Here is a 6668-nt window from a genome sequence, read left to right as displayed (position 1 = left end):
GCGCCGCGGCTGCTGGCGGCAGGCGTCGACCTGCCGGGCCTGCACGCCGGCGACCCGGGGCGGGTCGTCCTCGAGGCTTACCCGGGCTTCGTGGCGCGCACGCTGATCGGGCGCTGCTCGTACAAGGCCGACGATCGCGCACGGCAGACGCCCGATCGGCGCGAGGCCCGTGCGCGCATCGTTGCGCGGCTCGAGCGCGGCGACCACCGGTTCGGGCTGCCGCTCTTTCTGGATGCCGCGCTGCGCGAGGCCTGCATCGCGGAACCGGCCGGCGACCTGCTCGACGCGGTGCTCTGCCTCGTCCAGGCGGCCTGGGGCTGGCAGCGCCGCGGCCAGCGCTACGGCCTGCCCGAGTCGGTCGACCCGGTCGAGGGGTGGATCGTGTCGGTGCCCGCCGACGCCGACGCCGACCGCGCCGCCTGAGGCCGCATCAGCCCTCGGGCGATTCGCGCAGCCAGGAAATCCAGCACGATCGGCGCGCTGTCGAGCAGCCCGCGCGCGTGGCCGTGGAATTCCGGGTGCCATTGCAGGCCCATCGCATAGCCGGCGCCGCGCCAGCGGATCGCCTCGACGATGTCGTCGGCACTGGAGCGCGCGTCGACCACGAGGTCGCTGCCGAGCCGGTCGACCGCCTGGTGGTGGATGCTCGTGACCTGCGCGCCCGCCAGCCCGCCGTACAGGCCGGCCAGGCGCGACCCGGGCTCGAAGCGGATCTCGTGCTGCAACTCGTCGTAGAGGTCGCTGTCGACGTGCCGGATCGCACCGGGGCACTGGGTGGCGATGTCCTGGAACAGGGTGCCGCCGAGCGCGACGTTGAGCACCTGCGCGCCGCGGCAGATGCCCAGCACCGGCTTGCCCTGCGCCATGAATTCGTGCAGCAGCTCCATTTCGTAGTGGTCGCGCACGATGTCGCCGGCCCAGTCGGCGCGCATCGGCTGCTTGCCGTACGAGCGCGGACTGACGTCGGCGCCGCCCTGGAGCACCAGGCCATCGAGCTCGCGCACGTAGGCGCGCATCGAGATGCCGCGCCGGGTCACGCCGGCATCGGCGCCCAGCGTGGGGATCATCAGCACGATCGCCCCGTGCGACATGATCCAGTGCGCGATCGACTGCTCCAGGTATTGCAGCGTCTTGCCGCGAAAGCCCAGCTCCCTGGGCGGCGCGTGCATCAGCCGCGCCGACAGGCCGATCTTCAGCGGCCGGGGAGCCATGGACGGTCAGCGGCTCCAGCGCAGGCACTGCTGGCGAACCACCTCGGGCAGCAGGTGCTCGTGCTCGTAGGTGTTGCGGATCCAGGTCGCGTCGTTGCCCAGCGTGCCGATGTCGTCGCGCACGCGCCGGCAGGCGTCCTCGGCGCCGAGTTCGATCGCGTGGTGCTCGACCGCTGCGAGCGTCGCGGCGATGTCGTCGCGGATCGTCCGGTGCTCGCCGGTCTGCGGATCGACGAAGGTGCCGTCGAAGCCGAAGCGACAGGCCTGGAAGCGGTTGAAGGTGTAGACGAGATAGTCGTCCTCGGCCGGCCGGAACGGCTGCTCGAAACTCAGCCACCGCGCCACGCACTGGATGTACGCCGCGAGTGCGGCGGCCTTCTCGATGGTGAGCGGAGTGTCGAGCACCCGCACCTCGATCGTGCCGAACTCGGGCTTCGGCCGGATATCCCAGTAGAAGTCCTTCATGCCCTGCACGACGCCGGTGCGGGTCATCTTGTCGAAGAATCGGGTGAACTCGTCCCAGGTCAGCGTGAACGGCGCGCGGCCCGACAACGGGAACGCGAACACCGAGTTCAGCCGCGCGGAGTGAAAGCCCGTGTCGGTGCCCTGAACGAATGGCGACGAGGCCGACAGCGCGATGAAGTGCGGGATGAAGCGCGACAGGCCATGCAGCAGCACCAGCGCGGCGTCCGGGCCCGGGCAGCCGATGTGCACGTGCTGGCCGAAGATCGTGAACTGCTTCGACAGGTAACCGTAGAGCTCGGAAAGCATGTGGAAGCGCGGCGTGTCGAAGATGCGCCGCTGGCTCCAGTCCTGGAACGGATGCGTGCCGCCTCCGGACAGGCCGATGTCGAGCTTGCCGGCGCATTCGACCAGCGCGTCGCGGGTTTCGCGCAGGTGGCCCAGGACCTCGGCGTAGTCGGCGCACACGCCGGTGGACAGCTCGATCATGCTGTCGGTCATCTCGGGCTTCACTTCGCCAGGCAGCTTGCGCCGGGCGACAAGGCGCAACAGGTCGCGCGCCCCGTGCGAGAGGTCGTAGTCGTGGGTATCGACGATCTGCAGCTCGAGCTCGACCCCGAGCGTGAGCGCGCGCGATTCGGCGAAGGCTTCCAGCGGCATGGGCGTCTCCGTCGGGTCAGCGGATCTTGTCTTCGTTCACGTATCGCAGCGCCGCCTGCACCGCGATCGGACCAAGCAGCTCCAGCACGGCCACCGCGCTGAACACGATGCCTGTCAGTTGCGCTGCGAACTCGGGATAGACCGTCTGCAGGTCGGCCATCATCACCAGCGCCGCGCCCGAGATCGGCATCAGCGCGAACCCCAGCGCCAGCGCCTGCCGCATCGAGATGCCGCTGGGCCTTCCCAGGACGACCGTGGCCAGCGTCTTGGCGACGAGCCGGGCGAGGATCACCGCAACGCCGAGTGCGGCGCCCGTCATCAGTGCGTCCACCGACCAGACCGATCCGGTGATGACGAACAGCAGCAGCACCAGCGCGCCGCCGGCGGTGCCGAAGTGGCGCGGCCAGATCCACGGCCGCTCGGTGCTGTTGCGAAGCATCAGGCCCGCCAGCAGCGGCACCAGCAGCGTCGACAGGTTGGCCATCTTCGTGAGGGACAGCGCCAGCAGGATCATGCCGAGCAGCAGCAGTGCCGAGTTCTCGTTGCGCAGGTCGAGGCGCCGAGCGATCAGCGAGACGCACCAGGCGAGCAGCGCGGCGACGACGGCCGAGCCGACGAGCAGGTACAGCGGGTGCGCGATCGAGCGGAACCAGCTGCCGGCGAACTCGGCATGCAGCCAGCCGACGACGAACTTCGAAGCCAGCACCGCATAGAAGGTGTTCAGGCCGGTAAGCACGATCATCCGCTCCGTCACCTGCCCCGACGCATTGAATTCGGAAGCGACGCGCATCACCACTGCCGGCGAGGTCGCGACCAGGATCGAGGCGATCGCGGCTGCCACGCGCGCCTCGGTGCCCAGGTAGACCAGCGTCAGGTAGACCGCGACGAAGCTCAGCACCGCTTCGGCCAGGCTGTTCGCGAGCAGCCATGGGTTGGCGCGCAGCCAGCGCAGGTTGATGCGCGCGCCTAGCTCGAAGAGCAGCAGCGCGAGCCCCAGGTCGACGATCAGGCGCAGGCCCGGCTCGAGTGCGGCGCCGCCGATGCCCGGGCCGAAGGCCGACACCGCCGTGCCGACGGCCGCGTAGCCAATCACCCGCGGCAGCTTCAGCGTGCGGAAGACGAACTCGCCGAGCAACCCGGCGACGACGATCGTCAGCGACACCCACAGCAGGACATCGGGCGTGGGCGGCCAGGACGGCAGGAAGAACAGGTCGGAGCGATTGTCGCCGGTCATCTTCGGGATCTCCGCAGGTGTGCAGGCGGGGAACGTCGCCCGGGCGGGCGCGGGCTCACGACGCCCTTGCCGCGCGGCCGGACCGCATGCCGGCATCGATGCTCCCCGCCACGTCGGGTGCGCTCGAGCCACCTTCGACCATCAGCGTGCGATGCGGGAACGGGATCGAGATGCCTTCGCGGTCGAACGCCGCCTTCAGCCGCTTCAGGTACTCGCGGCGCACGCTCCACTGGTCCAGCGGCTGCGTGCGGATCCGCGCACGGATCATCACTGCCGACTCGGCCCACTGGTCGACACCGGCGATGTCCAGGCCATCGATGATCTTCGGCCCGAAGTCGGGCGACTCGCGCAGCGCCTCGGCGGTCTCGCGCATCACCGCGAAGACGCGGTCGACGTCCTCGCGATAGGCCACGCCGATGTCGACCACCGCGAACGCGAATTCGGTCGACATGTTGGTCACCGTCGTGATCAGCCCGTTCGAAACGTAGTGAACGCTGCCGTCGTAGCTGCGCAGCTTCGTGCGACGCAGGCTGAGCTGTTCGACGACGCCCGATTTGCCGGCGATCTCGACGACGTCGCCGACGCGGACCTGGTTTTCCACCAGCAGGAAGAAGCCTGCGAAGACGTCCTTGACCAGGCTCTGCGCGCCGAAGCCCACCGCGATGCCGACGACGCCGGCGGCGCCGAGGATCGGCGCGATCGAGATCCCGAGCTGGTTGAGCATCACCAGCACGGCCACGACCATGATCAGCGCCGACGAGGTGTGGCGCATCACCTTGCCGACCGTTTCCACGCGGCGTCGTTCCTCGACCGACGGCGCGCGGCCCGACACGCCGGCGAAGAAGCGCCGCAGCAGGCGATTGACGACGTGGCGCAGCACGAACGCCATCAGCAGCACGCCGACGAGCGAAGCGACCAGCCTCAACTCGGCCGCGTACGGCGCGATCCACGATGTCAGTTCGAGCCACTGCTCCCGCATGCTTCATCTCCCTTCCTCGGGTCGCCCGGGCGACCCTTGCAGGCGCCGTCTGCGATCGCGCGTCCGGGACGAGGACGCGGAGCACGGCGAGTCTTGCGGCCGGCCGTTGCGGTGTCGCGGCACGGCGGAGGACGTACCGCCGCCGCGAGGGGTCGCAGCGTGGCGAATACGAATGCCCGATGCTGGAGCGCCCCCGGCCGGGGGCGCCACGGATTGATTCGACGGCGACTTCGGGCGTCGATCAAAGATTATACCTGCGCCCCCTGCGCATCCCGGAAACGGCATCGGCGCGGGGACTCCTGTAGCGCTGCGCCGCACCATTAGAGCCTCCCCCCTAACCGCGGGCGTTCGACGGTCCGCGCCTGTCGGGTTTGGGTTAGGCTCGCGGAAAAGCACGATCGTTCGGAAATGACCATGGCCAGTTCACCGTTCGCTGCGATCGAATCGTCGGCACTTGCACGTCGCCGTCCCCCGAGGGCGCCGCGCAAGGGGGAACAGACGCGCGCCGCGATCGTCGAGACGGCGCTCGAACTGGCCGCGCGCGACGGGCTCGAAGGCCTGACGATCGGCGCGCTGGCCGAGCGGATGCGGATGTCCAAGAGCGGCGTGTTCGCGCACTTCGGCTCGCGCGAGGACCTGCAGATCGCCGTGCTCAAGGCCTATGAACGGCGCTTCGTCGACGAGGTGCTGCTGCCGGGGCTGAAGGAAAGGCGCGGCTTGCCGCGTCTGCGAGCGATCTTCGAGCGCTGGATCGATCGGACCGCGATCGAGGCGGCGCGCGGCTGCATCTGGATCTCCGGCGCCACCGAATACGACGACCGGCCGGGCGCGGTGCGCGAGGAACTCGTCGCCATGGTGCGCTCGTGGCAGCGCGAACTGTCGCGGGCGATCCAGCAGGCGGTGGAAACGGGCGACCTGCCCGTCGGCCTCGACGTGCAGGAACTGCTGTTCCAGCTGTACGGCGTGATCCTGGTGCTGCACCACGACGGCCGCCTGCTGGGCAGCCCCGATGCCGTGGTGCGCGCGCGCCGCAGCTTCGACCGGCTGGTCGACTCGTACCGGCAGACGGCGCGTCCGGCGCCAGCGAAAAAGCGCACGAACGTTCGCACTGTAAAGACCGGACGATGAACTCGACCCCCTCCTTTCACCCTATCGCTTCGAAGCTGGAGTAGCAGTCATGGCTCGATACACCCCACCCCTGCGCGACATCCGGTTCGTGATGCACGAACTGCTCGACGTCGAGGGCACCCTGAAGGCGATGCCGCCATATGCCGAGACCAACCGCGAACTGATCGACCAGGTCGTCGAGGAAGGAGGCAAGTTCTGCGCCGAAGTGCTGTTCCCGCTCAATCGCAGCGGCGACGAGGAGGGCTGCCACTGGTCGGAGGGCGGCGTGGTCACGACGCCGAAGGGCTTCAAGCAGGCCTGGGAGCAGTTCAAGGCCGGCGGCTGGCCGACGCTCACCTGCGATCCGCAGTTCGGCGGGCAGGGGCTGCCGGTTGCGGTGGGTATCGCGTTCCAGGAGATGATGAACTCGGGCAACCAGGCATGGTCGATGTACCCGGGTCTCACCCATGGCGCCTACGACTGCCTGCACGCACACGGCACGCCCGAGCAGAAGGCGCTGTACATCCCGAAACTGGTCTCGGGCGAGTGGACCGGCACGATGTGCCTGACCGAGCCGCACAGCGGCACCGACCTCGGCCTGCTGCGCGCGAAGGCCGAGCCGCAGCCTGACGGCAGCTACCGGATCACCGGCACGAAGATCTTCATCTCGTCGGGCGAGCACGACCTGGCCGAAAACATCGTGCACCTGGTACTCGCGCGCCTGCCCGATGCGCCGTCCGGCACCAAGGGCATCTCGCTGTTCATCGTTCCGAAGTTCGTGCCGAACGCCGACGGCTCGCCCGGCGCGCGCAACGGCGTGCGCTGCGCACGGCTCGAGGAGAAGATGGGCATCCACGCGAACGCGACCTGCGAGATGACGCTCGAGGGCGCCACGGGCTGGCTCGTCGGCGAGCCCAACAAGGGCCTGAACGCGATGTTCGTGATGATGAACGCGGCGCGCATCGGCGTGGGCATGCAGTCGCTCGGCCTGATGGAGGTCGCCTACCAGAACTCG

The 6668-nt window shown here is 69.1% G+C and carries 7 protein-coding genes; 3 read left to right on the top strand and 4 right to left on the bottom strand.

All coding sequences use genetic code 11. The features are described 5' to 3' along the window. Nucleotides 1-423: DUF429 domain-containing protein (locus ABS45_RS17395; RefSeq protein WP_291558208.1), on the top strand; the 423-nt coding region annotated here is incomplete at its 5' end. Here ABS45_RS17395 and ABS45_RS17390 read toward each other — a convergent pair. Genes ABS45_RS17390 through ABS45_RS17375 form a run of 4 tightly spaced genes read right to left on the bottom strand, consistent with a single transcriptional unit; the run spans nucleotide 339 to nucleotide 4546 of the window. Continuing rightward, nucleotides 339-1211 carry a gamma-glutamyl-gamma-aminobutyrate hydrolase family protein gene (locus ABS45_RS17390; RefSeq protein WP_291558205.1) on the bottom strand — a complete coding sequence of 291 codons (873 nt, stop codon included), beginning with the start codon at nucleotides 1209-1211 and terminating at the stop codon, nucleotides 339-341. The two genes, ABS45_RS17395 and ABS45_RS17390, sit on opposite strands and share 85 nt — an antisense overlap. Nucleotides 1212-1217: 6 nt before the next feature. Next, nucleotides 1218-2333, bottom strand: a complete 1116-nt coding sequence (locus ABS45_RS17385) for a YbdK family carboxylate-amine ligase (protein WP_291558202.1) — start codon at nucleotides 2331-2333, stop codon at nucleotides 1218-1220. Between the two features lie 16 nt (nucleotides 2334-2349). Next, nucleotides 2350-3567, bottom strand: a complete 1218-nt coding sequence (locus ABS45_RS17380; protein ID WP_291558197.1) for a cation:proton antiporter — start codon at nucleotides 3565-3567, stop codon at nucleotides 2350-2352. A 55-nt stretch (nucleotides 3568-3622) separates the two neighbouring features. Next, entirely contained in the window at nucleotides 3623-4546 is a 924-nt protein-coding gene (locus ABS45_RS17375) for a mechanosensitive ion channel family protein (protein ID WP_291558193.1), read from the bottom strand. A gap of 408 nt (nucleotides 4547-4954) precedes the next feature. Here ABS45_RS17375 and ABS45_RS17370 point away from each other — a divergent pair, with 408 nt between their 5' ends. Continuing rightward, the gene (locus ABS45_RS17370) at nucleotides 4955-5674 is read left to right on the top strand and encodes a TetR/AcrR family transcriptional regulator (RefSeq protein WP_291558190.1); all 720 of its coding nucleotides are present in this window, start codon (nucleotides 4955-4957) and stop codon (nucleotides 5672-5674) included. 49 nt (nucleotides 5675-5723) lie between these two features. Continuing rightward, the coding region (locus ABS45_RS17365; RefSeq protein ID WP_291558187.1) for an acyl-CoA dehydrogenase family protein at nucleotides 5724-6668 on the top strand (945 nt) is incomplete at its 3' end.

It is taken from the genome of Comamonas sp. SCN 65-56 (assembly GCF_001724135.1).
In the GTDB taxonomy this organism is placed as follows: Bacteria; Pseudomonadota; Gammaproteobacteria; order Burkholderiales; family Burkholderiaceae_C; genus Comamonas_C.
This window is presented reverse-complemented; position numbering and strand designations above follow the sequence as displayed.

Excerpts from the sequence above, each read along its gene's own strand:
- ABS45_RS17390 (WP_291558205.1), bottom strand. The coding sequence starts at position 1,211 with ATGGCTCCCCGGCCGCTGAAGATCGGCCTGTCGGCGCGGCTGATGCAC.
- ABS45_RS17385 (WP_291558202.1), bottom strand. The coding sequence starts at position 2,333 with ATGCCGCTGGAAGCCTTCGCCGAATCGCGCGCGCTCACGCTCGGGGTC.
- ABS45_RS17380 (WP_291558197.1), bottom strand. The coding sequence starts at position 3,567 with ATGACCGGCGACAATCGCTCCGACCTGTTCTTCCTGCCGTCCTGGCCG.
- ABS45_RS17375 (WP_291558193.1), bottom strand. The coding sequence starts at position 4,546 with ATGCGGGAGCAGTGGCTCGAACTGACATCGTGGATCGCGCCGTACGCG.
- ABS45_RS17370 (WP_291558190.1), top strand. The coding sequence starts at position 4,955 with ATGACCATGGCCAGTTCACCGTTCGCTGCGATCGAATCGTCGGCACTT.